Genomic DNA, 2,116 nt, shown 5'->3' with positions numbered 1-2,116 from the left:
ATGGCGGGTTCTGACATGGGCGACGACCACAAAGAATACTTTGCGGGCGAAAATGCACTGAAAGCTGGCGGTGCGAAAAACACCTCTAACCAGTTCGGCTAAAGCTGGACTAACTGGAGGCAAGCACCCAAGTTGAACTAGGTATGCCCTCCTGACAAAAAAGGCGACCCCTTGTTTAAGGCGTCGCCTTTTTTGCACCCGGGCAACCATTACCGGGGAAATCTGCGAAAGAACCGCAGGATTTTTTGCGATAGAATTCCAAGCAGCTCTCTACTGCAACTGAATTAAGTGATTTAGATATGACTAACACACCTGCTTTTCTAAAAGATGCTAACGATCTGTTAACCGAAAAAGGCTTTACTACCGGCAACACCTGGTACCACGGCACTTCATCTGCACTGGTTGACTCCATCAAAGAGCAGGGCTTGAAGCGCTCCGGTGATAAAGCACTAAAAGCGGCTGCCAAAAAGACCATGGCGACAATCGGAAACAGCTACACCGAAACAACTGAACCCGTGTTTCTGACGCAGAGTAAAGAGCTAGCGCATTACTGGGCGCAACAGACTGTAAGAAACCGCAGCGTGCGCATTGAAGGCGAAGAGGAAGCCGTTGTTTTTGAAGTAAAGCTCCCAGAAGGGTTAAACACCCAGGTGAAACCGGATGTCGGCGCAGCCAGCTTGCTCCTGGTACAGGAAGGCGAAATTTTTATGGCACATCTGGCTGAAATCTATCAGGCAAATGGTTTTACCGCACCTGAAATTGATCTGCGAAATGCCGACCGTATGGAGTACCTGGATAAACTGGGCATGGCGTATTTTGATGCGGATATTGAAGCATCCCATGTAGAGCTACTAACCAACTAATTTGAACGTTTTCTGGTAAGGGGTGCCAAGGCACCCTTTTTTTGTACCTGAACTTTCACATCAAGCCTGAGATATTAAGAGCACTTTTCACAATACCCTGGGTGAATACCGTCCAAGCCAAGGCTTTTATGCCCCATCTTTCTTAACTAACCCACTGTAACTCCACCCTACCTCAATAGATCGGCTAAAAGTCATTGCCAGATCACTTCCCTCCTCTTCAGCGTGTTAATTTTTCTTAGTATGAATAATGTCGATCGAATGAAAGCCCACTCAATCAAAGACAATCGCCAGCCCAGTTGAAGCAAGCAATTGGCACCAATCAAACACAATTTTTGTGCACATGCGTAAAGAATAAGACTTTGCCAAGTGCGACATCATATACACGTTAGATCCGCTATAAATTCCTGAAATTATGTAACGATTCGTTTAGGTTTACATAACAACATAGATATTGAACCGGTTATAACACCACCTCCATCACCGAAGGCCAGCCCAAGGCGCCTGACACAGATCGAAATCAAACCATAACCTATTGAATTAGCTTGCTTTTAGTCGAAATGTAGCAAGAAAACAACAAGATCATTTTGATATATAAAATCATATTTATATAACTATTTTTCTTGTAAACACGACAAAATACAGCCTAGACCAAAGTATGTTCTACTTATGACCCACCCTCTTCAAAGCTAGTATTCATGGGCTTTTTCGCTGTTTTCTACAACCAAAAGTTTGTAGTGAATTTACATAGCATTCAACAGTTGAAATGTAGTCAAACTACAATTTTGCTGCTTCGCACAAATGAGCATTGACGCTCCGTTTCAGGACACGCATTATTCACCTCAACAAAGCCACATCACCTATTTTACTAAATAGTCGTACTGGCAAAGAAATTCGTTTTAAGACGGGTTTCTTATAAGAACTGAGTCAAGGGAACTGGAAGGGGTTTCGGCCCCGACCCTATAACTATAATCACCACCTAGCAGGTCAAACTGTAGAGGATTTACCATGTCTACGTTGAACAAAGATATCGATAGCATCGCTACCCTGAAAGAGAACGCTGGTAGCCCATGGGATGCAATCAACCCAGAGTCTGCTGCACGTATGCGTGCTCAGAACAAATTCAAAACCGGCCTGGATATCGCTAAGTACACTGCCGGTATCATGCGCCGTGACATGGCTGAATTCGACAAAGACAAAACCAAGTACACCCAGTCCCTGGGCTGCTGGCACGGTTTTGTAGGTCAGCAGAAACT

Annotated in this window: 1 protein-coding gene and 1 pseudogene; both read left to right on the top strand. The window is 44.6% G+C overall.

The window, feature by feature from the left end; genetic code table 11:
* Positions 1-299 precede the first annotated feature (299 nt).
* The gene (locus tag Q354_RS0115985; RefSeq protein ID WP_027858476.1) at positions 300-863 is read left to right on the top strand and encodes a hypothetical protein; all 564 of its coding nucleotides are present in this window, start codon (positions 300-302) and stop codon (positions 861-863) included.
* Between the two features lie 1,005 nt (positions 864-1,868).
* A pseudogene (locus Q354_RS26125) lies at positions 1,869-2,116 on the top strand (isocitrate lyase); the annotation flags it as partial.

The sequence above is a fragment of the Marinobacterium jannaschii DSM 6295 genome (assembly GCF_000620085.1).
GTDB lineage: Bacteria > Pseudomonadota > Gammaproteobacteria > Pseudomonadales > Balneatricaceae > Pontibacterium > Pontibacterium jannaschii.
Note: the sequence above shows the minus strand (reverse complement) of the source record. Positions and strands in the feature narration are given on the sequence as shown.

Excerpts from the sequence above, each read along its gene's own strand:
- Q354_RS0115985 (WP_027858476.1), top strand. The coding sequence starts at position 300 with ATGACTAACACACCTGCTTTTCTAAAAGATGCTAACGATCTGTTAACC.